Annotated in this window: 23 protein-coding genes; 10 read left to right on the top strand and 13 right to left on the bottom strand. The window is 61.8% G+C overall.

Translation table 11 applies throughout. The annotated features are described in order from the left end of the window. The 3 genes from ybeY to miaB all read right to left on the bottom strand — a co-directional run bounded on the left by ybeY (nt 1) and on the right by miaB (nt 3,116). A complete protein-coding gene (ybeY, locus tag AC07VF_RS15045) occupies nt 1-516 on the bottom strand; it encodes an rRNA maturation RNase YbeY (RefSeq protein WP_495009186.1) in 516 nt (171 codons plus the stop codon). Beyond that, entirely contained in the window at nt 509-1,525 is a 1,017-nt protein-coding gene (locus tag AC07VF_RS15040; protein ID WP_495009187.1) for a PhoH family protein, read from the bottom strand. Before AC07VF_RS15040 ends, ybeY begins: the two co-directional genes overlap by 8 nt. Before the next feature lie 262 nt (nt 1,526-1,787). Beyond that, complete coding sequence (gene miaB, locus AC07VF_RS15035) at nt 1,788-3,116, bottom strand: tRNA (N6-isopentenyl adenosine(37)-C2)-methylthiotransferase MiaB (protein WP_282367219.1); 1,329 nt, start codon at nt 3,114-3,116, stop codon at nt 1,788-1,790. Nucleotides 3,117-3,248: 132 nt separating this feature from the next. On the opposite strand from miaB, the gene AC07VF_RS15030 reads away from it, so the two are divergent. Further along, nucleotides 3,249-3,575, top strand: a complete 327-nt coding sequence (locus AC07VF_RS15030) for a DUF1820 family protein (RefSeq protein WP_065988358.1) — start codon at nt 3,249-3,251, stop codon at nt 3,573-3,575. Between the two features lie 6 nt (nt 3,576-3,581). Here AC07VF_RS15030 and AC07VF_RS15025 read toward each other — a convergent pair whose 3' ends face one another. From AC07VF_RS15025 to AC07VF_RS15010, 4 genes are all read right to left on the bottom strand, one after another. Next, on the bottom strand, nt 3,582-4,148 hold the full coding sequence (locus AC07VF_RS15025) for a tetratricopeptide repeat protein (RefSeq protein WP_282367220.1): 567 nt from the start codon (nt 4,146-4,148) through the stop codon (nt 3,582-3,584). A 198-nt stretch (nt 4,149-4,346) separates the two neighbouring features. Continuing rightward, the gene (gene hemL / locus AC07VF_RS15020) at nt 4,347-5,630 is read right to left on the bottom strand and encodes a glutamate-1-semialdehyde 2,1-aminomutase (protein ID WP_192173746.1); all 1,284 of its coding nucleotides are present in this window, start codon (nt 5,628-5,630) and stop codon (nt 4,347-4,349) included. Between the two features lie 57 nt (nt 5,631-5,687). Beyond that, nucleotides 5,688-6,314: a thiamine phosphate synthase gene (gene thiE, locus AC07VF_RS15015; protein WP_074892695.1), complete on the bottom strand. Its 627-nt coding sequence runs from the start codon at nt 6,312-6,314 to the stop codon at nt 5,688-5,690. Between the two features lie 23 nt (nt 6,315-6,337). Continuing rightward, nucleotides 6,338-7,135, bottom strand: a complete 798-nt coding sequence (locus tag AC07VF_RS15010; RefSeq protein ID WP_192173744.1) for a hydroxymethylpyrimidine/phosphomethylpyrimidine kinase — start codon at nt 7,133-7,135, stop codon at nt 6,338-6,340. 472 nt (nt 7,136-7,607) lie between these two features. Between AC07VF_RS15010 and AC07VF_RS15005 the strand changes: the two genes are divergently transcribed. The 4 genes from AC07VF_RS15005 (at nt 7,608) to AC07VF_RS14990 (ending at nt 13,684) form a co-directional block, all read left to right on the top strand. Beyond that, nucleotides 7,608-9,563: a sensor histidine kinase gene (locus AC07VF_RS15005; protein WP_495009188.1), complete on the top strand. Its 1,956-nt coding sequence runs from the start codon at nt 7,608-7,610 to the stop codon at nt 9,561-9,563. A gap of 201 nt (nt 9,564-9,764) precedes the next feature. After that, nucleotides 9,765-11,411: an acyl-CoA dehydrogenase family protein gene (locus AC07VF_RS15000; RefSeq protein ID WP_495009221.1), complete on the top strand. Its 1,647-nt coding sequence runs from the start codon at nt 9,765-9,767 to the stop codon at nt 11,409-11,411. A gap of 93 nt (nt 11,412-11,504) precedes the next feature. After that, the gene (gene amn, locus AC07VF_RS14995; protein WP_065988354.1) at nt 11,505-12,968 is read left to right on the top strand and encodes an AMP nucleosidase; all 1,464 of its coding nucleotides are present in this window, start codon (nt 11,505-11,507) and stop codon (nt 12,966-12,968) included. Nucleotides 12,969-13,051: 83 nt separating this feature from the next. Next, the gene (locus AC07VF_RS14990) at nt 13,052-13,684 is read left to right on the top strand and encodes an rRNA large subunit pseudouridine synthase E (RefSeq protein ID WP_495009189.1); all 633 of its coding nucleotides are present in this window, start codon (nt 13,052-13,054) and stop codon (nt 13,682-13,684) included. Between the two features lie 181 nt (nt 13,685-13,865). On the opposite strand, the gene AC07VF_RS14985 is transcribed toward AC07VF_RS14990, so the two are convergent. Continuing rightward, nucleotides 13,866-14,345, bottom strand: a complete 480-nt coding sequence (locus tag AC07VF_RS14985) for an Lrp/AsnC family transcriptional regulator (RefSeq protein WP_074893299.1) — start codon at nt 14,343-14,345, stop codon at nt 13,866-13,868. 409 nt (nt 14,346-14,754) lie between these two features. Further along, nucleotides 14,755-15,216, bottom strand: a complete 462-nt coding sequence (locus AC07VF_RS14980) for a hypothetical protein (protein ID WP_346631225.1) — start codon at nt 15,214-15,216, stop codon at nt 14,755-14,757. Between the two features lie 12 nt (nt 15,217-15,228). On the opposite strand from AC07VF_RS14980, the gene AC07VF_RS14975 reads away from it, so the two are divergent. Continuing rightward, nucleotides 15,229-15,963: a DUF6515 family protein gene (locus AC07VF_RS14975; protein WP_192173742.1), complete on the top strand. Its 735-nt coding sequence runs from the start codon at nt 15,229-15,231 to the stop codon at nt 15,961-15,963. Nucleotides 15,964-16,142: 179 nt separating this feature from the next. Here the strand turns inward: AC07VF_RS14975 and AC07VF_RS14970 are convergent, their stop codons facing one another. Further along, nucleotides 16,143-17,048, bottom strand: a complete 906-nt coding sequence (locus tag AC07VF_RS14970; RefSeq protein WP_495009190.1) for a cation diffusion facilitator family transporter — start codon at nt 17,046-17,048, stop codon at nt 16,143-16,145. Between the two features lie 24 nt (nt 17,049-17,072). Then, nucleotides 17,073-17,498 (bottom strand): periplasmic Zn2+ metallochaperone PmcY, encoded by a 426-nt coding sequence (gene pmcY, locus AC07VF_RS14965; RefSeq protein ID WP_122536914.1) that lies wholly within the window; start codon nt 17,496-17,498, stop codon nt 17,073-17,075. A gap of 144 nt (nt 17,499-17,642) precedes the next feature. Between pmcY and hrpB the strand changes: the two genes are divergently transcribed. Both hrpB and AC07VF_RS14955 read left to right on the top strand, forming a co-directional pair. After that, entirely contained in the window at nt 17,643-20,174 is a 2,532-nt protein-coding gene (hrpB, locus tag AC07VF_RS14960; protein ID WP_346627679.1) for an ATP-dependent helicase HrpB, read from the top strand. A 195-nt stretch (nt 20,175-20,369) separates the two neighbouring features. Further along, nucleotides 20,370-22,433 carry a TonB-dependent siderophore receptor gene (locus AC07VF_RS14955; RefSeq protein WP_495009191.1) on the top strand — a complete coding sequence of 688 codons (2,064 nt, stop codon included), beginning with the start codon at nt 20,370-20,372 and terminating at the stop codon, nt 22,431-22,433. Between the two features lie 78 nt (nt 22,434-22,511). Here the strand turns inward: AC07VF_RS14955 and AC07VF_RS14950 are convergent, their stop codons facing one another. Both AC07VF_RS14950 and AC07VF_RS14945 read right to left on the bottom strand, forming a co-directional pair. Further along, nucleotides 22,512-23,636 carry an endonuclease/exonuclease/phosphatase family protein gene (locus AC07VF_RS14950; RefSeq protein ID WP_495009192.1) on the bottom strand — a complete coding sequence of 375 codons (1,125 nt, stop codon included), beginning with the start codon at nt 23,634-23,636 and terminating at the stop codon, nt 22,512-22,514. Beyond that, nucleotides 23,611-24,264 (bottom strand): DUF7847 domain-containing protein, encoded by a 654-nt coding sequence (locus tag AC07VF_RS14945; protein ID WP_423573250.1) that lies wholly within the window; start codon nt 24,262-24,264, stop codon nt 23,611-23,613. Before AC07VF_RS14945 ends, AC07VF_RS14950 begins: the two co-directional genes overlap by 26 nt. 189 nt (nt 24,265-24,453) lie before the next feature. On the opposite strand from AC07VF_RS14945, the gene AC07VF_RS14940 reads away from it, so the two are divergent. Beyond that, nucleotides 24,454-25,263, top strand: a complete 810-nt coding sequence (locus AC07VF_RS14940; RefSeq protein ID WP_282367248.1) for a DUF2076 domain-containing protein — start codon at nt 24,454-24,456, stop codon at nt 25,261-25,263. Between the two features lie 164 nt (nt 25,264-25,427). After that, nucleotides 25,428-25,907 carry an NYN domain-containing protein gene (locus AC07VF_RS14935; protein ID WP_108121635.1) on the top strand — a complete coding sequence of 160 codons (480 nt, stop codon included), beginning with the start codon at nt 25,428-25,430 and terminating at the stop codon, nt 25,905-25,907. The last annotated feature ends 269 nt before the right edge of the window (nt 25,908-26,176 follow it).

The raw sequence follows: 26,176 nt of genomic DNA, 5'->3' as shown, positions 1-26,176 counted from the left end.
TTACTCGTGGTCCTTGGCTGATGTTTCTAAATGGGGTGTGTCGGAATGCGGACTGTCGACGGATTCGTCGTCGGCGTAGGGATCCGGATAGCCAAGCTCTGCAAGCAACTCCCGTTCCAGCGCTTCCATCTCTTCGGCTTCGTCGTCATCGATGTGATCGTAGCCCAACAGATGCAGACAGCCATGAATCACCAGATGCGCCCAATGAGCGTCCGATGACTTGCCCTGTTCAGCGGCTTCACGGGTGACGACCGGCACGCAGATGACCAGATCGCCCAGCAGCGGGATGTCCAGCATCTCGTCGGGGACGTCGGCTGGGAACGACAGCACGTTGGTGGCGTAATCCTTGTGCCGCCACGTGTTATTCAGTTCTCGGCCTTCGGCTTCGTCGACGAGGCGAATGGTCAGTTCCGAGTCAGCCGAACGCTGGCGCAGGCCCATTTCACACCAGAGGCGGAGCTGGGCTTCGCTCGGGGCGCTGGCCTGACTCGCAAGTTGCAGATCCAGCTCAAGCATCGCGGCGAGTGTCCCGTGAACCCTGGGGAGCGGCCGGATTGTCGTTGCGTTCCTCGTAGCGCTCGTAGGCTTCGACGATGCGCTGCACCAACGGATGGCGCACGACGTCCTTGGGCTTGAAGTGGGTGAAGCTGATGCCCGGCACGTCCTTGAGCACGTCGATGACGTGGTTCAGACCAGATTTAGTGCCCTTGGGCAAGTCGATCTGGGTGACGTCACCGGTGATCACGGCGGTGGAGCCGAAGCCGATACGGGTCAGGAACATTTTCATCTGCTCGACGGTGGTGTTCTGACTCTCGTCGAGAATGATGAAGCTGTTATTAAGCGTGCGACCGCGCATGTACGCCAGTGGCGCGACTTCGATCACCTGCTTCTCGATCAACTTGGCGACGTATTCGAAGCCGAGCATTTCGTACAGCGCGTCATACAGCGGGCGCAGGTACGGGTCGATTTTCTGGGACAGGTCGCCGGGCAGAAAGCCGAGCTTTTCGCCCGCTTCTACGGCAGGACGCACCAGCAGGATGCGGCGGATGGTCTCGCGCTCAAGGGCATCAACCGCAGCGGCCACGGCTAGATAAGTCTTGCCGGTACCGGCCGGACCGATGCCGAAGTTGATGTCGTTGGCGAGGATTTCCTTCACGTACCGCTGCTGATTCAAGCCACGGGGGCGAATCATGCCTTTCTTGGTACGCAGAGCGACGCCGACTTCGGCAGCAGGGTGGTTATCCAGCTCTTCAACGCCGGATTCCTGCAGGAACAGATGAACCATGTCCGGTGACAGTTTGGTCGCTTTCGTTTCCCGATACAGCCGGCGCAGCAGGTTCTCTGCCGAGGTGGTTTGTTTGCGCTCGCCGATCATCTCGAACTGGCCTCCGCGATTGCGGATCTCGATGTCCAGGCGCTGTTCGATCAAGCGCAAATGCTCGTCGAATTGCCCGCACAGATTGGCGAAGCGGTGAGCCTCGATAGGTTCGAGGCTGAAGCGATGTGGTTCGATAGGTGCGTTCAAAGTGGTTTTGGGCCGCCCGACGGCAATGTGAAGTGACGTGAAGGATAACCCCTGCAGGCAGTGTCAGGAAGGGTTCACTCACGAATGGATAAATGAGCTGCGCAGACGCCCGGCGGGGCAGCCGATAACAGACAGCCCGCCGGGCCTGCGAGCTGAATCGTGCGCCGGTGCAGCCGACGTATGGCGGCTGTCCGACAGCAGATTCAGCGCGAGGTCCTGCGCATAAACATCATGCGTGGCGATTAGATTGGGGCGCTTTGGCTTATTGCAACAACGACCCGCGCAGCGAGTGGGGTTGGGCGCTGTCGATGTAGACGTCGGCGAACTGGCCGATCAGCCGGGGGTTGTCGCAGCGGAAATTGACGATCCGGTTGTTCTCGGTACGGCCCTGCAGTTCGCCGGGGTCCTTCTTCGAGTAATCGGTGACCAGAATGCGCTGCACCGTGCCGGCCATCTTGCGGCTGATGTCCAGGCCCTGGCGATTGATCAGGTCCTGCAGCTGCTTGAGGCGCTCCTTCTTCACTTCTTCCGACGTGTCGTCGGGCAAGTCGGCCGCGGGTGTGCCGGGACGTGCGCTGTAAACGAAGGAGTAGGAGAAATCCATGCCGACGTCTTCCACCAGCTTCATGGTTTGCAGGTGATCTTTCTCGGTTTCGCCCGGGAAACCGACGATGAAGTCGGAGCTGATGCAGATGTCCGGTACCGCCGCGCGCAGCTTGCGCAGGCGTGACTTGTACTCGAGCACCGTGTGATTGCGTTTCATGGCCGCGAGAATCCGGTCTGAACCTGATTGCACGGGCAGGTGCAGATGCTTCACCAGTTCCGGGACTTCGGCGTGGGCCTGAATCAGGCTGTCGGAGAACTCCAGCGGGTGCGAAGTGGTGTAGCGAATGCGGTCGATGCCGTCGATGGCGGCGACCACGCGGATCAGTTCGGCCAGGTCAGCGAGGCGCCCGTCGTGGGTGGTGCCGCGATAACCGTTGACGTTCTGGCCCAGCAGGGTCACTTCACGCACGCCGTTCTCGGCCAGATGAAGCACCTCGTTGATGACGTCGTCGAACGGCCGGCTGACTTCTTCGCCACGGGTATAAGGCACCACGCAGAACGTGCAGTACTTGCTGCAGCCTTCCATCACCGACACATAAGCGCTCGGGCCATCGACACGGGGCTCGGGCAGGTGATCGAATTTTTCGATTTCAGGGAACGAGACGTCGACCTGGGGCAGGCGGGTGATGCGCGCCGCGTCGATCATTTCCGGCAGACGGTGCAGGGTCTGCGGGCCGAACACCACGTCGACGTACGGCGCGCGATCGCGGATGGCCGCGCCTTCCTGACTCGCCACGCAGCCACCGACGGCGATGACCATTTCCGGGTTCGCCAGCTTCAATTCGCGCCAGCGGCCAAGCTGGGAGTACACCCGATCCTGCGCCCGCTCGCGGATTGAGCAGGTGTTGAGCAGGATGACGTCAGCGTCTTCCGCCCGTGCGGTGACTTCCAGTGCTTGATGTTCGCCCAGCAGATCGACCATGCGCGAGCTGTCGTACTCGTTCATCTGGCAACCGTGGGTTTCGATGTAAAGCTTCTTGGCCATGCGGGGGTTCATCAGGTGATTCAAAGAACCGCGCATTATAGGGATGCGGGCCCCGGCTTCCTAGCGTCGTCTAACCAGCGGCATGCTATAGTTCGCGCCCTTTTTCAAAACGCTGATCACTGCCTGCCTGTTATGACCAAACGCGAAGCTCCAATCTACAAGGTGATTTTTCTCAACCAGGGACAGGTGTTCGAGATGTACGCCAAACAGATCTATCAGAGTGATCTGTGGGGTTTTCTGGAAGTGGAAGAATTCGTCTTCGGCGAGCGCACCACCGTCGTGGTCGACCCCAGCGAAGAGAAGCTCAAGGCGCAGTTCGATGGCGTAGTGCGCAGCTTCGTGCCGATGCACTCGATCGTGCGGATCGATGAAGTGGAGCGGATGGGCACAGCGAAGATCACCGAGGCGCGTCACACCGGCAACGTCATGCCGTTTCCGATGCCCATGCCGGACAAGTAATTCAGGTCAAGGCTTGTCGCTGTCGGCAGGGAAGGGCGCAAACGGCGTGCGTCCTTCAGCGGTCTGCAGCTCCAGCAGGTATTTGCGGAAGATCTGCCCGAGCACTTGGGTGGCCACGTCGAGATCTTCGCGCTTCATTTGCGCGGACACTTCGTCCGCCTGATCCAGCGCATCTTCCGAACCGTTGACCGCCGCCATCTTCAGCACGATATACGCCTGAATGTTGTTGGCCTGCACCCCTTCGCCACGAAAGAACATCAAGCCCAGTTGGTACTGCGCTTGGGCGTGCCCCTGCAGCGAAGCTTTTTCGAAGTAATTGAGTGCTTGGGTCAAGTCACGTGGCGCACTTTTGCCCTCGTAGTAGAACTCCCCCAACTCGTATTGCGCCTGCGCATCCCCATCCTGAGCCGCCTGCTGACAAGCGGACAACGCTGCTGGCAGGTTGTCTGGCTGGGTATTGAGGGTGCAACGACCCACCGCCGGGATCAACAACGAGTTGCCACCTGCATTAGCCAGCAGGGGATGAAGAAGCAACAGGCAGCCCAATGCAAGGGTGCGGCCGGTGCGATTCATGGAAGTCGACTTACCTCTGAAAAAGGTGCGGGCATGCCCGTCCAGCGAAACGTGCTGGCTGCGCATTATGAAATAAGCGAGGGCAACCTTACAAAGTCTTTACTGATTTTCTGCTGCGCGGGCTTGATTGGCCTGAATTCAGGGCGGTTGAGCAGGCTGTAGAGACGCGGGCGGAATCCGTTCCGCCCGGTCTGCCCGTTATTTCAGTTGGGCGAATGCCTTTTCCGCCGCGTCCAGCGTCTGCTGCAACTCTGCGTCCCCGTGGGCGATCGAGGTAAAGCCGGCTTCGAACGCGCTCGGCGCCAGGTACACGCCGCCTTCCAGCATCAGGTGGAAGAACTGCTTGAAGCGATTGGCGTCGCTGGTCATTACGTCCTGGAAGGTGACGATTTCTTTGGCGTCGCTGAAGTACAGACCGAACATGCCGCCCGCCTGAGTAGTCACGAACGGGATGCCGGCGGCGTCGGCGCGCTGTTGCAGGCCTTCCAGCAGGCGCGTGGTGAACGCACTCAACTCATCGTGGAAACCCGGGCGGCTGATCAGGCGCAGGGTGGTCAGACCCGCCGCCATCGCCAGCGGGTTACCCGACAGCGTGCCGGCCTGATACACCGGGCCCAGCGGCGCGATGTGCGACATGATTTCGCGCTTGCCGCCGAAACAGCCGACCGGCATGCCACCGCCGATGATCTTGCCGAACGTGCTCAGGTCCGGTTTCACGCCGTAGTACGCCTGCGCCCCACCGAGGGCGACGCGGAAACCGGTCATCACTTCGTCGAAAATCAGCACCACGCCGTGCTCGTCGCAGGCCTCGCGCAGGCCTTGCAGGAAACCCGGCGCAGGCGGCACGCAGTTCATGTTGCCCGCCACCGGCTCGACGATGATGCACGCCACTTCCTGGCCGACGTCAGCGAGCATCGTTCTGACCGCGTCGATGTCGTTGAACGGCAGGGTCAGCGTGTGCTTGGCGAAGGCCGCCGGTACGCCGGGCGAACTCGGCACGCCCAAGGTCAGCGCGCCGGAACCGGCTTTCACAAGCAGGCTGTCGGAGTGGCCGTGGTAGCAGCCTTCGAACTTGATGATGCTGTCCCGGCCAGTGAAACCGCGCGCCAGACGGATCGCGCTCATGGTCGCCTCAGTGCCGGAACTGACCATGCGCACCATTTCCATCGACGGCACAATCGAGCAGACCAGATCGGCCATCTCGGTTTCCATCGCGGTCGGTGCGCCGTACGACAGCCCGTGTTCCAGCTGCTTGCGCACGGCATCCAGCACGTCCGGATGACTGTGGCCCAGAATCATCGGGCCCCACGAGCCGACGTAATCGACGTAACGCTTGTCGTCTTCGTCGGTGACGTAGGCGCCGACCGCGTGTTTGAAGAACAGCGGCGTGCCACCCACGCTTTTGAACGCGCGGACCGGTGAATTGACGCCGCCGGGGATGTGTTTCTGGGCGTTGGCGAACAGGGTTTCAGAACGGGACATGATGAGGTCTCTGTTTGAATCGGGAATGAATGAGTGCGTAACCGGCCTGATGCAGAATCAGGCGGGTTTGAACAAATCGTTGAAAGCCCGGGCGCGGCGCGTAACTTCCTGAGTGGTTTCAGCGCCGAACAGCCCGTGCACGACGGCCAGCAGATCGGCGCCGTGGGCCACCAGCGGCGCGGCGTTTTCCAGGGTGATGCCGCCGATCACCGCAATGGGCAACTTGATGCGTTTGCGTGCCTGGCTGAGCAGGTCGAGGCTGCAGGTCGGTGCGCCGGGTTTGGTCTGGGAATTGAAGAAGCGTCCGAAGGCGACATACGAGGCGCCGTCGGTCTTGGCCTTGTCGGCCAGTTCCAGCTGTGCGTGGCAGGTCGCGCCGACAATGGCTTTGTGACCGAGCAGGGCGCGGGCGTCCGGCAGCGAGCCGTCGGTTTGCCCAAGGTGCACGCCGACGCCCAGGCGCGCGGCCACTTCGGCGTCGTCGTTGATGATCAATCGGGTCTTGTAGCGCTCGCACAGCTTGAGCAGCGCCGAGGCTTCGCGCAGGCGGCGGGTCTCGTCGCCGGATTTGTCGCGGTATTGCAGCAGGGTCACGCCGCCATCGAGGGCGGCTTCGACGTAAGACAGGAATTTACCGGCCAACAGCTGGCTGTCGGTCACGGCATACAAGCCACGTAATCTCATCAGGGTGCCTCTTTTTCGTGGCGTTACGAGCAGAAATCCAGCGGCAGGCGGCGCGGAACGAATTGTCCCCGGCCCAGCTGTTCGGCATCGCGCAGCGTGCGCCAAGTGTAGTCCAGCGCCATTTGCACAGCGCCAATCAGGTCCTGGCCCTGCGCCAGTCTTCCCGCCAAGGCGCTGGCCAGTGTGCAGCCGGAGCCGTGGTAGCTGCCCGGCAAACGCTGACAGGTGAAAGTGCGTGACTGACCGCCGCGGATGTACAGACGGTTGTGAACTTCGTGCTCATCGCCATGACCGCCGGTGATCAGCAAGTGCTCGCAGAACGGCAGCAGCTTTTCGGCACATTCATCGGCGGTGCCTTCAGGCAGTTCGGCGAGGATGCGCGCTTCCGGCAGGTTCGGCGTGGCGATGGTGGCGAGTGGCAACAGACGCTCGCGCATGGCGTAACCCACTTCGTCCTTGCCCAGCCGACCGCCGCCACCGGCGCGCAACACCGGATCGCAGACCATGGGCAGATGCGGATGCGCGGCCAGCAGTTCAACGACGGTGTCGACCATCTCCAGCGAACCCAACATCCCCAGCTTCACTGCCGCGACGGTGGAATCGTTGAGCACGGCATTGGCTTGCGCCAGCACCCACTCGCGGTCCAGCACGCGAAAGTCAGTGACGTTCACGGTGTCCTGAACGGTCAGCGCGGTGACAGCGGGAGCGGCGTGGCAACCCTGAGCAAGCAGGGCTTCGATATCCGCCTGCAAACCGGCGCCGCCACTGGGGTCGTGACCGGAGAGACAGAGGACAACAGGGCGGGAGCTATAGATATTCATGGTGCGCGAGCTTACCACTAAACTTTTTGCCAGTGGGACCGGCTTCAGCCGGGAAGGGGCTGGTGCAAACACAATCATTTTTGCGGCAGGACGCCTGCTGTTAGTAGGACCGGCTTCAGCCGGGAAGGGGCCAGTGCGAACATCCCTCATTTTGCAGCGAGACGCCTGACGCCTTCCCGGCTAAAGCCGGTCCCACCAGGTGCATTGCGATCAGCCTGTACTGCTTGGCAATCTGGCCAAAGCCACTCCTGCATGTGAACGAACCCGTCTCACCCAATGCACAGATTTAGATGGTGTCATCGAGCTATCAATCGCTATCCTGTGGCGCTTCATCTGTTCCGCCAAAAGAGTAAATGCAAGTGCGTTGCCCGCTGACCCCTTCGACCGATACAGCGGTCGCTCGCAGAATTGCGAAGCCGTTCCACGATTTCACGGCGGCTTGTGCCTGTCACCAGTGCCAAGGCGGTGCCCCATGCGTCTGGTGCTGATTGCGCTGTTCTGCCTGTTTCCGATGTTCGCCAGCGCCGTGGACTTCGATGAAAACACCCGCACCCTTGCATTGGGGCGCGACACCCAGGTGTTCGAAGACCCCACCGGCGATGCAACCATTCAGCAAGTCTCGTCCCCCGAGGGCGCCGCACGCTTCAAACCGCTTGCCGGTCCGTCGCTCAACGCCGGGTATTCGCGCTCGGCGTTCTGGCTAAAGGTGCGTCTGACCTATCGACCGGCCAACCCGCTGGCGTCCGCCGACTGGTTGCTCGAACTCGCCTACCCGCCGATGGACCACGTCGATCTGTACCTCGGCAACGGCGACGCGCGCCCCAGTCTGGTCTGGCAGACCGGCGACATGCTGCCATTTGCCAGTCGGCAGATTAAACAGAACAACTACGTCTTCGATCTCAACCTGAACGCCCACGAGACCAAAGCCGTTTACCTGCGCGTCGCCAGTCACGGCTCGGTGCAGGCGCCGCTCAATCTGTGGGCCAGCCACGCGTATATAGAAGAGCAGCCGTCGCGCCTGTACATCCTCGGCATGATTTACGGCGTGCTGGCGGTGATGCTGGTCTACAACCTGTTCATCTACCTGAGCGTGCGCGACACCGCGTATTTGCATTACATCCTCTACATCACCTTCTTCGGCCTGTATCAGGTGTCGGTCAATGGCGCGGCGATCGAGTATTTCTGGCCCGACAACCCGTGGTGGGCCAATACCTCGACCACTTTCCTGATTGCCGCCGCGATCCTGTTTGCCAGCCAGTTCACCCGTAAATTCCTGCAGACGCCGAGCCTCGGTCGCTGGCTGGATGTGCCGCTTCTGGTGATGATGGTCTGCGCGGCGGTGATCATGGCGCTCGCGTTGAGCATGGATTACGGCGTAGCGCTGCGGCTGGTGACAGGGCTGGTCTTGCTGTTCACGCCGGTGGTGCTGCTGATCGGGCTGGCGGCGTGGTTCAAGGGGCGGCGGGTCGCGCGGTATTTCATTATCGGCTGGTCGGCGTTCCTGATCGGCGGAGTGGTCAACGCGACCATGCTCCTCGGGCATCTGCCCAACAACTTCTGGACCATGTACGCCAGCCAGATCGGCTCGGTGATCGAGGTGGCGTTGCTTTCGCTGGCGCTGGCCGACCGCATCAATGCCATGCGTGAGCGCGAGGCGCAGATCATGGCGCAATCGCAGCAGGGGCTCGAAGCCCTCAATCAGCAATTGGCCGTGAGCAACCGACTGAAAGACGAGTTTCTCGCCACGCTGACCCATGAATTGCGCACCCCCATGAACGGCGTGATCGGTTCGCTGGAGCTGATGCAGATGGACGTGGCCGACAGCGAGATCGAGCTGTATCGCCAGACAGCCGCCGACTCGGCGCAAAACATGATGGGCATTGTTAACGGCATCCTCACGCTGACTGAACTGCAAGCGGGCCGCATCACCGTGCGCAACGAGCCATTCAGCCTGCGTCATGTGCTGTTTCAACTGCGCAGTGGCTTCGAACCGCTGGCCCGCAGCAAGGCGCTGGCACTCAGTGTGGAACTGGACGAAACACTGCCGGACAGCCTCGAAGGGGATGGCGTGAAATTGCGCCAGTGCCTGGAGTGCCTGCTGGACAATGCGATCAAGTTCACCAAGACCGGTTCGATCAGAATCCGCGTCAATGGCCAGCGCCCAGACGCCGAGCACGTGCGGCTGGTGATCGACGTCATCGACACCGGCATCGGCTTCAGCCGCCTCGATGAAGAAACGCTGTACGCCAACTTCTTCCAGGTGGATGGCTCGACGACGCGGGAATACGGCGGGCTGGGCATCGGTCTGGCGATTTGCCGACAGTTGATTGAATTGCAGGGCGGGCGCCTGAGCCACCAATCCGAGCCGGGCAACGGCAGTCAGTTCCGCTTGAGCCTGGATGTGAAGATCGCGACGCAAATGGTGTAGGAGCGCCACCCCGGTCACTCCTACATGGGCCGTGCATCCCGCGGGATGTGCATCAACTCTGATGCCCACACATCGACAAGGCAAAACCGCCGTGATTTCGTCTTTTATGGCGCTGTCGCCGGTGCGGGGTGCGTGATTCACTAGGTCATCTGCACGACCGCCGCGTGCTGCCCGGACCGGAGTCGCCTCATGGACCAGCGCATCAATCTGCATCAGTTCGCCGAGACCCACGAAGTCACCAATCAGCCGCCTTCTCTGGACGGCACCAACCTGTACCGCATCGACCTGCCGCTGCAAGAGTGGTCGCAGCGCTTCGGCGCGGGTTGGGCACGGGACCGAATCGATGCCTATGGCGCACTGGCCGGTGGCCCGTTGATGGAAGCGGGTTTCCTCGCCAATCAGAACAAACCCGTGTTCGCCAGCCATGATCGCTACGGCCATCGCATCGATCTGGTGGAGTTTCATCCTGCGTATCACCAGCTGATGCAAACCGCGGTCGAGCATGGCATCCCGTCGCTGCCGTGGACCGATCCCCGGGAAGGCGCCCATGTCGCCCGCGCGGCGATGAGCTACTTGCACACCCAGGCCGAAGCAGGCAGCGGGTGTCCGCTGACGATGACCTTCGCCAGCGTGCCGGCCCTGCGTCTTCAACCGGACCTGGCCGAGACTTGGCTGCCGAAGATCCTCGCCACCCACTACGACCCGCGCAACGTCGGCATCGCCCACAAGGCCGGGGTGACTATCGGCATGGCGATGACCGAGAAGCAGGGCGGCACCGACGTGCGCGCCAACACCACCCGTGCGTTTCCGGTCGGCCAGCCCGGGCCCGGTCAGGCCTATGAACTGGTCGGGCACAAGTGGTTTTGCTCGGCGCCCATGTGCGACGCCTTTCTCACCCTGGCGCAGACCGACAAGGGCCTGACCTGTTTCCTGCTGCCGCGCCATCGCCCGGACGACACCCGCAACGCGTTCTACATACAGCGGCTGAAGAACAAACTGGGCAACTGGTCCAACGCCTCCAGCGAAGTGGAATTCCGCGGCGCCCTGGCCTGGATGGTGGGCGAGGAGGGGCGCGGCGTGCCGACCATCATCGAAATGGTGGCGATGACCCGATTCGACTGCATGACCGGTTCCAGCGCGCTGATGCGTCAGGCGCTGACCCAGGCCGCGCACCATTGCGCCCACCGCAGAGTCAGCGGTCGTGTGCTGAGCGAGCAGCCGCTGATGCAAAACGTGCTCGCCGATCTGGCGCTGGAAAGCGAAGCGGCCCTCGCGCTGACCTTGCGCATGGGACGCTCGCTGGAGCGTCTGGATGACGGCCACGAAGCCCGTTTCGCACGACTCGTAACGGCGGTGGGCAAGTACTGGATCTGCAAGCGCGCGCCGGCAATGATCAACGAAGCGGCGGAATGCATGGGCGGTGCAGGCTATGTCGAGGACAGCATCCTGCCGCGCCTTTACCGTGAGGCGCCGGTCAATTCGACGTGGGAAGGTTCCGGCAACGTGCAGTGCCTGGACGTCCTGCGCGCGCTGTCCAAAGAGCCCGGCGTGCTGGATGCTTTGTTCGATGAGCTGGGCGACGGTCATGGCGACAAGCGACTGGCCGCGCATATTCATGGCTTGAAGGAGGCGTTTCAGGACACCGGCGACATCCGGTACCGCGCCCGTCAACTGACCGAAGACATCGCCGTGGCGCTGCAGGCAAAACTGCTGCTGGAAGCGGACAATGCCGTGGTCAGCGACGGGTTTATTGCCGGGCGCCTGGAACGACCGGGGCGTGTCTACGGCGCCTTGCCGCGCGGGGTGGATGTTCAGGCGCTGCTCGCGCGGTCATCGCCGCAGGTATAACGCGTCCATTGCCGCGTCGGCCGCAGGCAAATCGTGCCTTCGTCATCTGTTGCAGGCAAGATATGCGCTTGCAAGATAAGAAGGATATGCATCGTGACCGAAGCTTTCATTGTCGTAGAAACTGCCGAACACGCCGTTGACCGGCTCGCTGAGCTGCACGCACGGGCAACCACCGCCTTGAGCCAGGCGCTCAAGCGCTACCTGAAAGACCGCGTCGAACCTACTGCCGCCGAGCGTCTGACATTCCGCTACCCCGAGCTGCGTCTGACCTACCACTGCCAGGGCGAAGTGCCGCTGACCACCCGCGCCTACGCCAAGGTTCAGTTGCCGGGCACTTACAGCGTCACCGTCACCCACCCGGCGGCGTTCCGCAAATATTTGCTCGAACAACTTGTGCCGTTGATGAACGACTTCACCGTGACGGTGGAAGTGGGCGTCAGCGAGCAGAACATCCCTTACCCGTACGTGGTCGAGCAGGGCGATGAGCTGGCCGGTACCGGCGTCACCGCTGCGACCCTGGCCCGCGTTTTCCCGAGCACGGATTTGTCGGCGGCCACCGATGGCATCGCTGACGGTCTGTACGACTGGGCCAACACCGATCCGCTGCCGCTCGCGTTGTTCGACGCCGCCCGTGTGGATTTCTCGCTGCGCCGTCTGGTGCATTACACCGGCAGCGACTGGCGCCATGTTCAGCCGTGGATCCTGCTGACCAACTACCACCGCTACGTCGACCAGTTCATCGTGCATGGCCTGGAGAAACTGCGCGATGACCCGCGCTTCGTGAAGATGGTCCTGCCGGGCAACGTCGTCGTCGACAAGAGCATGGATTACGGCGAAGCCCAGGCCATCGTCTCCGGTGTGGTCTGGCACCGTTACCAGATGCCTGCGTATCACCTGATCGCCGAAGACGGCCATGGCGTGACATTGGTCAACATTGGCGTCGGCCCGTCCAACGCCAAGAACATCACCGACCACCTCGCGGTATTGCGTCCCCATTGCTGGTTGATGATCGGCCACTGCGGCGGCCTGCGTCAGTCGCAGACCATCGGCGACTACGTGCTCGCCCACGCCTACATGCGCCGCGACGGTATTCTTGATCGCGTGCTGCCGCCGAACATTCCGATCCCGGCGCTGGCCGAAGTGCAACTGGCGTTGCAGGAATCAGCCGCCCAAGTCACCGGCGAACGTGGCGACGATCTGAAGAAGCGTCTGCGCACCGGCACGGTCCTGACCTACGACGATCGCAACTGGGAACTGCGCTGGGCCCAGGAACGGCCGCTGATCAACCTGTCCCGCGCCGTGGCGGTGGACATGGAAAGCGGCACCATCGCGGCTCAGGGTTATCGCCTGCGGGTGCCTTACGGGACCTTGCTCTGCGTCTCGGACAAACCGCTGCACAGCGAGATCAAGCTGCCGGGTTCGGCCAATGCGTTTTACGAGCGGGCGGTCACCCAGCATTTGAAGATCGGCATCGCCGCGCTGGACCTGATGCGCACGCAGCTCAACTCGCTGCACTCGCGCAAACTGCGCAGCTTCGACGAACCGCCGTTCCGATAAGGCTCCGTTAAGGCGCTAGGCGTTCAACGAAAGGGCCACTAAAGTGGCTCTTTCTGTTTCTGTCATTTTTTTACCGGTTTCCCATGCCCCGCCACCAACGTCCCGATTCCCGCCGTCCTTCGCCTGATCGCACGGGCGCGCCCCGGCGTGTCGCCAAAGCACCGCCCGCCGAACCGCGGTTGATTCTGTTCAACAAACCCTTCGACGTGCTGACCCAGTTCAGTGATGGCGAAGGCCGGGCGACGCTCAAGGATTTCATCGACATCCCCGGCATCTACCCGGCCGGGCGCCTGGACCGCGACAGCGAGGGCTTGCTGCTGCTGACCAACGACGGCCAATTGCAGGCGCGCATCGCCGATCCCAGGCACAAGCTGGCGAAAACCTACTGGGTGCAGGTGGAGGGCGAGCCCACGGAAGAGCAACTGCAGAAGCTGCGCAACGGCGTCGAATTGAACGACGGCCCGACGCTGCCCGCACAGGCCCGGCAACTGGACGAACCGGAGCTTTGGCCGCGCAACCCGCCGGTGCGGTTTCGCAAAAGCGTGCCGACGAGCTGGCTGGAGCTGGTGATCAAGGAAGGCCGAAACCGCCAGGTGCGCAGGATGACAGCGGCAGTCGGCCTGCCGACGCTGCGACTGGTGCGCGTGCGGATTGGCGACTGGAGCCTTGATGGGCTGGACCAGGGGCAGTGGCGGGAAGTGCCGGCCAAGCTTTGATTGAAGAACTGCGGCAAGACCCGAATTAGAATGCTGCTGAGTTCCATTGTGGGAGTGAGCTTTCTCGCGAAGGCGTCATCTCTACCGGCAGTTATTCAGCGTCTTAACGGGCCTCTTCGCGAGCAGGGTAGATCGGCGCCCCAGTCGCTCCCACAAAAACCTGTACCTGCGCGGACGCGCTTCAGCCGCGCAAATGCACCAGCGGCAGTTCGGTGCTCGCGAGTACCTGATTGAGCACGAAGCTGGAGCGCACGCTGGTCACGCCGTCGATGCGGGTCAGATGGCCAAGCAGAAATTTCTGATAGTGATCCATGTCCGGGACGACGACCTTCAGTTGGTAATCGGCGTCGATGCCGGTCACCAGGCTGCATTCCAGCACCTGCGGCAGGTTGCGGATGTGCTGCTCGAAATTCTCGAAGCGGTCGGGCGTGTGGCGATCCATGCCGATCAGCACGTAAGCCGTCAGGCTAAGGCCCAGCTTCTTGCGGTCCAGTAGCGCGACCTGACCCACGATATAACCGTCGTCTTCCAGCTGTTTGACGCGGCGCGAGCAGGGTGAAGGCGACAGGCCAATGCGTTCGGCCAGTTCCTGATTGGAGATGCGCGCGTCCTTTTGCAGTTCGGCCAAAATACTCAAGTCATATCTGTCGAGCTTGCTCACGATAAGCGCCTTTATTGAATGGATTGCGCAGGATTATTCATCTGAAGTGAATTATTGCGCAAGTGGTGTTTTCATCAGCAATATTCGCAATCCTGTGTCGTCCGCCAAAGCCTATTCTTTTAACCAGAATCACTGCCCGGACACAGCGTCCAGCGCGGCCCGCCGAATCAGGCCAGCCGCGGCCTCCAGCCCGACAGGGTTGATCAGGCCACCGGGCTACGCACTGTCCAGAAGACGATGCGAGGTGAGCCGATGCCACAAGTGTCGAGCCAGGACGAAGTATTCCAGAGAGGGCCATCGAGCCCTCTTTTTTTGTGCCCGGCTTTTGGCCAGCACCGCAGCAAGCGCTTCTATAGTTTCATCCGCCACGCTGATAGAGTGCGGCGAACGGCGCACCCGACTCGCAGTCCTATCCCATAGGTATCCGCGCCGTAGTGAGGAAAGCATGAACACGCGCATCTGGCGTTTGGCAGGTGTCAGTCTCTTGGCCTTGAGCATCAGTGCTCAGGTGTTGGCCGACGACAACAATCAACAGCAGCAACAGCAGCGTAACGAGCAGCAGCAGCGCCAACAGCAGCAACGTGGGTTCGAGATGCAGCGCCAGCAGCAGGAGAACCAGCGCGGCTTCAACGACAACCAGCAGCGTGAGCAGCAGCAACAACGCCAGCAACAGCAGAATCAGCAACAACAGCAGCGCCAGCAGGAACAGGTGCAGCAACAGCGCCAGATTCAGCAGAACCAGCAGGAGCGCGCCAATCAGCAGCGCCAGCAGCAGGATCGCGAGCGCAATCAGCAGCGTGACGATCAGCGCCAGCAGCAGCAACGCCAGCAACAGCAGGATCAGCAACGACGCCAGCAAGAGCAGCAGCAACAGCAGCGCCAGTTGCAGGACCGTCAGGGCGGTCTGCCGATTCAGGGACGGCCGGACACGGTGGTTCAGACCCAGGAGCCGCGTCAGGGCTTCTACCGCGACCAGCCCCGAGACAACCGCTGGCGCGACGGCGACCGTCGTCCCGATAACGGCAACTGGCAGGCCGGCCGCCCCGGTGGTCATGGCGACGGCTGGGGATCGGGGCCGCGTTATCGGCCGGGTTACGAGATCGATCGCATGCCGGGTGGTTACTCGCGGGTGCCTTATCGCGGCGGGGATTACTTCTACTCAGGCGGTTACTGGTATCGCCCGCAGGGCCCGCGCTATGTGGTCGTCCAGCCTCCACGGGGCGTTCGCGTCCGTTACCTGCCCGACTACGCGCAACAGGTCTGGCTCGGCAGCGCCTTGTTCTTCGTCGCGGCCGGGACCTACTACACCTACGAGCAGAACACCCAGGAATACGTGGTCGCCGAGCCGCCGCAGAATGTCGAGCCGGTGTATTCACCTCAGCAGCCGCAGCCCGTTCAGCAGGCAGCGAATCCCTACGATGTTGTCGCCTACCCGCCTGAAGGCAAGCCGCAACAGGAAATCGAACAGGACCGCTACGACTGCTACCGCTACGCCGTACAGCAAAGCAATTTCGACCCGGCAGGCGCAGCGTATCAGCCGGCACCGGAAGTGCTCGGTGTGTACCGTCAAGCGATGGCCAGTTGTTATGCAGGGCGGGGATATAGCATTCAGCAGTAGAGGTGAGTAACCACTGCCCACTCTATGTGGGAGCGAGCTTGCTCGCGAAGACGCCGGTGAGTCTGCGAAATTTTCTGCGGACGGAACATTGTCTTTGCGAGCAAGCTCGCTCCCACACATTGCGCATCGCCGCCAAATTCAAAGAATCCTGCAGGCATAGCTTTCCCTGCAGGACGCCTTCAATTCAAAACCGGTCCATCCCCACGACCCACCACTTCCTGCGGGTCCGCGTGCACCAGCACTTCGGCCTTGGGGAATTCGTCCTGAATTGCCGTTTCCACCTGCTCGCATAGGTCGTGCGCCACCGACAGCGTCAGCGTGCCCGGCAGCTCCAGGTGCAACTGCACAAACCAGTGATTGCCTGAAATCCGCGTGCGCAGGTCGTGGGCGCCCAGTACGCCGGGCACGCCTTCTGCCAGTTCGAGCATCTTGGCGCTGACATCCACAGGCAGTTCAGCGTCCATCAGCACCGACACCGTTTCCCGTGCAATGGAAATCGCGCTCCACAAAATGTAGAACGCGATCGCCAGACCAAAATAAGCATCCAGTTGGGAATAGCCGAAATAAGCCAGACCCAGCGCCAGCATGATGCTGAAGTTAAGCAGCAGGTCAGAGCGGTAATGCAGGGAATCCGCACGAATCGCCGCCGAACCCGTGGCCTTCACCACACGGTGCTGCAACATCAGCAACGCGATCGTCAGGCCGATCGACAACACCATCACCAGCAAACCTAACCCGGGGGCGCCGAGGGGTTGCGGGTGCTGGATGCGATCGACCGCCTGAAAACCGATCAAGAACGCACTCACCGCGATAAAAAGCGCCTGGGCCATGCCCGACAGCGCTTCTGCCTTGCCGTGGCCATAGCGATGATCATCGTCCGCGGGACGCAGCGCGTAATGCACCGCCAGCAGATTGAGAAAAGACGCCGCGCCGTCGAGCATCGAGTCCGTCAGGCCGGCCAGCAGACTCACTGAGCCGCTTAGCCACCACGCGACAGCTTTGGCGACGATCAGAATGCTCGCGACCGCCAGCGAGGCGCGGGTTGCCAGACGCAATAAGCGGGCGTGTTCGGGGCTGGTGCTCATGGCGCTTCCTTTAGATCATGAATCTCAAGCGGACGGGACAAGGCCCAGAGCAGCGAGCTGCTGCACGCTGCCTTTGTGCTGGATCAGGCGTGGATCATCCAGCGGCAATGTGCGGCCGAGCTCGGTTTGAATGATGGCTTGCAGCTTGAGGTTGTCGACCGTGCCGTCAGCGCGCACCGCCGGTTCAAGTTTCTGCGGATCGATCTGCGCCTGATTGCCGCTTGGCAGGTAGATCGCGCCCGTGGCGAAGTCCACGCCGAACGCGATCACGCCGGGGATGATGTAGAACAACAGGCCGATGGCGTCGAGTATCACGATGGCGGGGTCCATTCGACCGCTGCCCTGAATCTGGCCACGACGATCCGGGTAGAAAATACTGCCGCACGCCGTGAGCTGCGTCAGCAGCGTGGCAACCAGAACACCGCCAATCAAACGGGATGGAATGCGCATGGGGATCTCCTCATAAGAAGTCGCAACTATACAAGGCAAATGCCTAATCAATAAGAGTATCCGTAGGGGAAGACAGTTCGTAGGCAGGGTGAACAAAGCCGCAGCGGCTCGCCGTATAATCGTCGCCCTGTTTCTGGAGCTCTCATGAATTCGCTGCCCATCGACGCCGTTCTCCCCGCCTTGCGCCAGGCCCTTGCCGATCGGGACGAGGCTGTGCTCGAAGCGCCGCCCGGTGCGGGCAAGACCACCCGTGTGCCCCTGGCGCTTTTGCACGAGTCGTGGCTCGCGGGGCAGACGATCCTGATGCTTGAGCCCCGGCGTCTGGCGGCTCGTGCTGCTGCCGAACGATTGGCGAGCGAGTTGGGGGAAAGCGTCGGCGAGACGGTGGGTTATCGAATTCGTCTGGACAGCAAGGTTGGCCCCAACACCCGCATTGAAGTGGTCACGGAGGGCATCCTCACCCGGCGCTTGCAGGAAGACCCTTCGCTGGAAGGCGTGGGGCTGCTGATCTTCGACGAATTTCATGAGCGGAGCCTCGACGCTGACCTCGCCCTGGCGCTTAGCCTCAACGGTCGTGCGCTGTTTCGTGACGAGCAGCCGCTGAAGATTCTGCTGATGTCGGCGACGCTTGAGGGCGCGCGTCTGTCGAGCTTGCTCAACGACGCGCCGGTCATCAGCAGCCAAGGGCGCATGTTCCCGGTGTCGATGCAGTGGGGGCGGCCGTTTCAGCCGGGGGAGTTCATCGAGCCGCGGGTGGTGCAAACCGTGCTCGACGCGCTGGGCAACGAGTCCGGCAGCGTGCTGGTATTCCTGCCGGGCCAGGCCGAGATCCGTCGGGTCACTCAACAGTTGGCCGATGCCATTGGTGATCGCAGCGACGTGCTGTTGTGCCCGCTGCATGGCGAGCTCGATCTGAGCGCCCAGCGCGCGGCGATCGAACCCGCGCCCAAGGGCAAACGCAAAGTGGTGCTGGCCACCAATATCGCCGAGACCAGCCTGACCATCGATGGCGTGCGGGTGGTCATCGACGCGGGGCTATCGCGGGTGCCGCGTTTCGATCCCGGCAGCGGCATGACGCGCCTCGACACACAGCGCATCTCCCGTGCCAGCGCGACTCAGCGGGCGGGCCGGGCAGGGCGACTTGAGCCGGGCGTGTGTTACCGACTGTGGTCCGAGGCGCAACACGATCAATTGGCGGCCTACGGCGCGGCGGAGATTCTTCAGGCCGACCTTGCCGGCTTGGCACTGCAACTGGCGCGTTGGGGGGTTGAACCGGCGCAACTGACCTGGCTGGATCTGCCGCCCGCCGCCGCGTACGCCCAGGCGCAGGACCTGCTCGCCCGACTGGGCGCTCTGAGGCGCAAGCCGGGTGAAGACTGGAAACTCACTGCTCACGGCCAATCGATGGCAGAGGTGCCCGCCCATCCGCGCATCGCCCATTTGCTGCTGCGCGGTCATGAACTGGGTCTGGGCCCGCTGGCCTGCGACGTGGCTGCGTTGCTGGGCGAACGGGACATTCTGCGCGGCGCCGGTGCCGATCTGCACAGCCGGCTGACGTTGCTGGCCGGCGCAGAGCGCGCGGAGAAAGGCGGGCAGGGCGGCGTGCAGCGAGCGCGGCAATTGTCGCGGCAATATCGCGGGTATCTGAGGGGCACCGTCCGGAAACCGGGCGCCGATCCCGATCACCCGCGCTGGCTCGGCGCGCTGCTGGCGCTGGCCTATCCCGATCGCGTCGCGCAACAACGCCGTGCTGGCGGAGCGGAGTATCGACTCGCCAACGGTCGGGCTGCCCTGTTCGCCGAGCCAGACGCGCTGATGAAACAGCCGTGGCTGGTGGTGGCCGACCTGGGCAGCCGCCAGGGCCAGCGCGAAGAGCGTATTTATCTCGCCGCCGAGTTCGATCCCGAGCTGTTCAACACAGTGCTCGCCGAACAGGTGACTCAGTTCGATCAACTGGACTGGGACGAGCGCGAGGGCGTCTTCCGCGCCGAACGTCAGCGCAAGGCCGGTGAACTGATCATCAGCCGCGAGCCGCTCACCGGGCTAGACGATTCCGCACGAGGTCAGGCCCTGCTGGCGCTGGTGCGGCGCAAGGGACTGGAGCTGCTGCCGTGGACGCCCGAGCTGCGCCAGTGGCAGGCGCGCGTCGGTTTGTTGCGTCAGATGGATCTGCAAACGCTGAGCGAAAGCCAGTGGCCGGACGTGAGTAACGACGGGTTGCTGGCGACGCTGGAACACTGGCTGTTGCCGTATCTGGGCAAGGTCACCCGACTGAGCCACTTCGGTAATCTGGACCTCTCATCGATCCTGCACAACCTGCTGCCATGGCCCTTGCCCCAGCGGCTCGACGAACTGGCGCCGCACCACCTGACCGTGCCGTCAGGCTCATCGGTGCGCCTGGATTACAGCGAGTCCCCGCCCATTCTGGCGGTGCGCCTGCAAGAACTCTTCGGCCTGGCCGACACCCCGCGCATTGCCAACGGCCGGCAGATCGTCAAGCTGCACCTGCTGTCCCCTGCACGCCGCCCGGTGCAAGTCACCCAAGACCTCGCCAACTTCTGGCGCAGCACCTATGCCGAGGTGAAGAAGGACCTGAAGGGGCGGTACCCGAAGCACTATTGGCCAGACGATCCGCTGATCGCTGAGCCGACCGCGCGGGTGAAGCCGAGGAAGTGAACGGCAGCACAAGGGCATGACAACGAGCGGATGCAAAAAAACTTCACACGCCATGTGAGGTAAATGCGCGCTCAACCCGTGTAATAGTAACGAATCGCATTAGCGTTCTTTTCATTACGGAGTCAGCTCGTGGTCAAGCGCTTTAACCGGACTCATGCGTCAGTCCTGCTGTGTTCTGCCTTACCTGGTTTTGCAATGGCTGCCCAGACGGTCACCGAGTTGGCGCCCAGTGTCATCCAGTCCACACGCGATGCGGCTGACGGCTCGGGAAGCTATACGGTTTCTGAAGGGAGCACCGCCAGCAAGACCTCCACCCAGAATAGAGATGAAGCCCAAACCGTCAACACGGTCACTGCGCAAACCCTGGATGACTACCAGGTCAAAGATCTCAACGACGCCATGCGCTTCGTCAGTGGTGTGTCCCAGACGAACACGTTGGGGGGCACCAAGGATGCTGTGATCAAGCGCGGATTTGGCAGCAACGACGACAACTCCATTTTGCGGGACGGGGTCCGCTCGGCGATTGGCCGCAATCTCGGCGCCACTACTGATCACGTGGAAGTGTTGAAGGGCCCTGCGTCGCTGATGTATGGCGCGCTGGAGCCGGGCGGGCTGATCAATGTGATCAGCAAACAACCGCAGTTCACCGAAAGCACGACATTGACGGGCTCTGGTTACAGTGAAGGCGGCGGGACCTTTGGTGTGGACACCACCGGGCCGCTCGGCGATACCAACTTGGCGTACCGGCTGGTTGCCGAGCGCTCCCACGAGGACTACTGGCGTAATTATGGTGTCGATGAGCACACGCTTATTGCGCCGTCGATCGCCTGGGTCGGCGACCGCGCCAGTTTCTCACTGGCCTACACCTACAACGATTACGCGAGCCCCTTTGACCGCGGCACGGTGTTCGCCAACGGCCACCCGGCCGACATCAGTTACCGCGATCGTCTGGATGAGCGCTGGGCCAAGACCGTCGGCATCAGCCAAAGCACCACCGCGAAGTTCGAGTACCAGCTCAATGATGACTGGCGCAGCCGGTTGACCTATGGATGGACCGAGGATCGTTACAGCCTGGCGATTGCACAGCCCAGCACCTTGAAAGGCGACACCCTGCGCCGGATTGCCAACGGCGGGCACTATGACTACGAGAGCCGCTACACCGCGCTGGACTTTATAGGCGATCAGCAGTTGTTCGGCCAGCGGCATGAGATTGTCGTCGGGGTGGACAACGAGTCGCTGGATAAATACCGCGGTAAAACCTACCGCAACGCCAGTAGCACCGCCGGCAACCTCGACATCCAGAACCCCACCTACGGCAATCTGGCTGAGCCTGCGACGGTCAGTGCGGCCCAGAGCAACGCCGAAAATAACCTGGTCACCACCTCGGCGTACTTCAAGGACAACTGGCACCTTAACGATCGCTGGATTCTGGTGTTTGGTGGTCGTCAGGAACACTGGGATCAATACAGCGATCAGGGGCTGGGCAGCGCGTACGCACCGGGTGCGGATTCTAACGGCGATAAATTTCTCCCCTTCGGCGGGATTGTTTATCAGCCGACCGACAACGTCGCGCTCTACGCCAACTACAGCCGTTCCTTCGTGCCGAATGATGCCGACGATGCAGGCAACAGCTTCAAGCCTACCGAAGGTCGCAGCTACGAAGTGGGTGTCAAATACAGCCCGGTCCAGGCGCTCAACGTGAACCTGGCCGTGTATGACATCGTCAAGAAAAACCTTGTGAACAGCGTGCTGCAGGCAAACGGCGACAGCATTGACGAGGCGGTAGGGAAGGCGCGCTCGCGAGGGGTTGAACTGGATGTAACAGGAGAGATCGCGCGTAACTGGAGCATCATCGGCACCTACGCCTATGACCACACGGAAGTGCTGAAAAACGCAGAATCACCCGAGCAGGAAGGCAACCGCTTGCCCAATGCGCCGATGCACACCGCGAGCCTGTACCTCAGCCATCAACTCGGGCTGCCCGCCGAAACCGGCAAGTGGCTTGTCGGCGCAGGTGCCCGATACGTCGGAGAGCGGCCGGGCGACGATGCCAATAGCTTTTGGCTGGACAGCTACACGACGGCCGATGCCTTTGTGCGCTGGGATTTACCCACCCATGACTACAAGACCAGTCTGCAGTTGAACATCGACAACCTGTTCAACAAGGAATACTACCCGGCCACCACGGGCAGCAGCACGCTCCAGGTGGAGGAGGGAGCGCTCCGAACTGCGCGGCTGACTGCCAGCGTCACGTTCTGATGGCAGCGATCGGTGCCGGGCAATCCGGCACTGGTCGGTTCAGATCAAACGACTCTTTTGTGCATCCGTACAGAGGGTTTACTCACCCTGCGCCGGCACTCTGAACCGCGCGATCACCGGCATGTGATCGGAAATCAACAACGTATCCGCCTGCCTCACCCGCGCCTCGACCCGTTTCAGCTTCGGGCTGTAGAACAGAAAATCCTGCGTCCGGTCCGGGCCGCTGATGCGGGGATCGTTAGGGAAGCGGGTGTACCACGTGCGACGGTCCTCACCGGCCACGTCTTCATTGCTCGGGATCATCGGGAAGCTTTCCCACAAGCCACGCAGCTCACTCTCTGCCGCAAACGGCGCGCGCTGCTCGGCAGGTAGCCGCTGATATTGCCCCTGTGGCAGCAGGTTGAAATCTCCGCCGGTTATCCACAGCGTGCCGTTTTGCTCGAAGGTTTGTTGCAACTGACGAACCGATGCTAATTGCCGTTTTCGCACGTCGCCGCCCGGCTCCGCATCGCCCAGGTGCGTGTTTGTCACCGCCAGATGTCGGCCATCGCTCAGCGGCAGGTAGCTGACCAGCAGCGCAGGTTGAGGTTGAAACAGGCGGCTGATGAAATGGCCGGACGGCGAGGGCAGGTGCAGGCGTTCGGCGCTGTCCAGTTGGTAGCGGCTCAGTGTCGCCAGTTTGCGTCCGACGCTGCCAAAGATGTGGCGATCCGGCACGAAGTCGGACTTCCAGTCAAACGCCTCGCTGCTGCAGGGGTACAGGTCGGCGACGCGCGCCTGGAGCAGGGCTAGTTGGTTGCCGTAGTCGGTGTTCTTCGCGCCGTCGTCGACTTCCTGCAGCAAGACGATGTCCGGCTGCTCATCGCGGATGACCCGTGCGACTTCATCGAGGTTGTACGCCAGGTCTTCCGGGGTCGGGCGCTCGTCCGGGCCGCTGCCGTCGGGCAGGTCGTACCAGAAGACATAACGCTTGCCGGCCAGGTATTGAATGTTCCAGGTCATCACCTTGAGCGTCTGACCCGGCGCCAATACCGGTGGCTTTGCGTCCTTCGCGTTGCAGGATACCGCCACCTTCTCGTGCCGGGCGGGGTGCCAGGTCACGTCATAAAGCAGTATCACGAACAGCCCGGCAGACACCGCGAGGTAAAGCAGATACCGCGTCGGACGTGCCATCTTTTCACACCGACCGAGCGGGCGGGTCAATGAGCATGAACAACCGGAACATCATCACGCTGATAAGCAGCTGCAGGAAGCTGGAGACACTGTCCACCGCAATCGACAGCATCGGGCTTTGCTGGTCTGGCAGCACGTAATAACTCAGCGCCTCAAGCAGCGACAGCGGGATGTAAACGCACAGCACGCAGACGAAAATCCGCACCACGTGGCCCTGCGTCATTCTGAAGCTTTCGCGCATCGCCTCCAGCGGCCCCATCCCGCGCAATACCAGCAAGTATTCCGACAGCTGCAGTTTGATCATCACCCACACGCCCGGCAGGATGAACAGCGACATGCCGGCCATGATCAGCAGGGTGCTCAGCGCCGTCAGCACCGCGAACGTGGGCCACATGCGCAACGCCACGGCCCACAGGCTGGATTTGACCGGCTCTTCGCCCCGGGTTTTCGCATCCAGGAAAAGGATCAGCGCACCGGTGTAGAGCGGATAAAAAAGCAGCCCGACCAACAGTGGCGCGACGCCGTTGCCCTGCCCGAAGCCGATGAGCTGTTTGGTCAGGGCCTCCAGCACTACCAAGGGCAGGCACAACGTAAGAATGCTGCCGAAGTTGCGTCGGAAGAAGTACAGCGAGTCTTGCAGAATGGTCAGCGGATTCATGAACGGATCACAGGGATAAGCAGGCCGACACTGTAACGTAGCGCCGCGGAACCGGCCAACCGGCACCCGCGAGCCGGCTTTCTTAACTTTTTTTACATCCTATTGAAACGCCCTTGAACAGCCCCATTACTGGCTATGTCCGAGCAATGGCTCAGAACAGAATTCCTACGGCAATCTAACGAGGTCGCCATGAACAGCGAAGAACAAACCCTGATCGACGGCTTGTTTGGCAAGCTCAAGCAAGCAGAAACCGAATCGGCCCCCCGTGATGCGCAGGCCGAAGCGCTGATCAAGGAGCACCTGACTCGCCAGCCGGCCGCGCCTTATTACATGGCGCAGTCGATCCTGGTGCAGGAAGTCGCGATCAAGCAGCTGGAGGCCCAGAACCGTCAGCGCGACGAGCAGATTCAACAGCTGCGGGCTGAGCTGGAGCGGGCAAAGTCCGCCGCGCCTGCCCAGTCCGGCAGCGGCGGTGGATTTCTGTCGAGCATCTTCGGCGGCGGTTCGCGCGAGCCCCAGGCTCAGCAACCAGCTTCGTCGTTCTCGCGTCCGTCGAACCCGCAACCTTCCTCGGGCGGCTGGCGTGAAAGCGGTCCGGCCAGCGCACCGCAGCAAAATTATGCTCAGCCACAGCAAAACTATGCCCAGCCGCAACAGGCACCGGCGGCTCCAGTCGGCAGTGGTTTCCTGGGCGGCGCCCTGAAAACCGCAGCGGGCGTGGCCGGTGGCGTGATGCTGGCGGAAGGCATCAGCAGCCTGTTCCATCACAACAGCCAACCGCAGGAAATCGTCGAGATCATCCAGGAGCAGCCGGCCCAGCCTGCCGCCGAACATGATCAGGGCGGCAGCGGTGGGTGGGGTGACGACCAGCAGCGCGTGACAGGTAATGACAGTACCGGCAATGACAGCTGGGGCAGTGATTCAAATGGCTTCGCCGACACTGACTACGGCAGTGACACCGGTGGCGGCTTGTTTGACGACGACGATTCTTTCGTCTGATAACGAAAGGCAGCGGCGGCATATCCTTTAGGAATGTCCCGCTGCCCCGACAGCACGCTGCGGCCCTCCACACCCAATCCTTCAATCCCGTTCCCAAAATGGCATACTGAGCGCCGGTCCGGTTTTCGGGCCCTTGTCGCTTGTCAGCGCATCGAGGATTTTGGGTGAGAAGAATCGCGGTCTTCGCCGACGTACAGAACCTGTATTACACAGTGCGTCAGGCTCACGGTTGTCACTTCAATTACGCCGCCCTGTGGGCTGACATCAGCCAGCGCGGGCAGATCGTCGAGGCGTATGCGTATGCCATCGACCGTGGCGACAGCAAGCAGCAGCAATTCCAGCAGATCCTGCGCAACCTCGGTTTCACCGTCAAACTCAAACCCTACATCCAGCGCAGCGACGGCTCGGCCAAGGGCGACTGGGACGTGGGCATCACCATCGACATCATGGACGTCGCGCCGAATGTCGATGAAGTCGTGCTGGCGTCCGGCGATGGCGATTTTGACCTGTTGCTGGAGCGCATCATCAGCAAACACGGCGTCGAAGCGATTGCCTACGGCGTACCGGGGTTGACCGCCAATTCGTTGATCCGCGCGGCCAGTCGTTATGTGCCGATCGAGGGCGGGTTGCTGCTCAAGACCTGATCCACCGCCTCGGTGCAGCAGCGTCTGTGTCGCCTATGCAACTGACGACGAATGACTTGTGGGAGTGAGCTTGCTCACGAAGAGGCCGGGGCATTCAGCCACTTTCTCTGGGGCTGAAAGTAAGTCTTCGCGAGCAAGCTCGACTCCCACGGGAGGGTGATTCGGCTCGGGATTCCCGGTTGGCGCAAGACCTGTGGGAGTGAGCTTGCTCACGAAGAGGCCGGGGCATTCAGCCACTTTCTCTGGGGCTGAAAGTAAGTCTTCGCGAG

The sequence above is a fragment of the Pseudomonas sp. GW821-FHT02H06 genome (genome assembly GCF_059421525.1).
This window is presented reverse-complemented; position numbering and strand designations above follow the sequence as displayed.